Consider the following 214-nt stretch of genomic DNA (forward strand, 5'->3'; position numbering starts at 1 on the left):
CTATATATCTTAAAGACCGGCGCTCAATGGCGGGCATTACCGCATGATTTTCCCAAGTGGCAAACGGTCTACACGTATTTTCGCTTATGGTCTCGGCAACCAACGCCAGCAGAGCCATCACTGTTAGATCAGGTTTTAAAAAAATTGTCGCTACCTTACGATCCAAGCAGGATCGTTCGGCGTTAACTTCCTTCATTATCGTTGACGCTCAGAG

At 46.7% G+C, this 214-nt stretch carries 1 pseudogene; it reads left to right on the forward strand.

From position 1 onward, the window contains the following. Positions 1 to 214, forward strand: a pseudogene (locus FD47_RS16045) (transposase); the annotation flags it as partial.

Source organism: Lentilactobacillus parafarraginis DSM 18390 = JCM 14109 (assembly GCF_001435895.1).
Lineage (GTDB): Bacteria > Bacillota > Bacilli > Lactobacillales > Lactobacillaceae > Lentilactobacillus > Lentilactobacillus parafarraginis.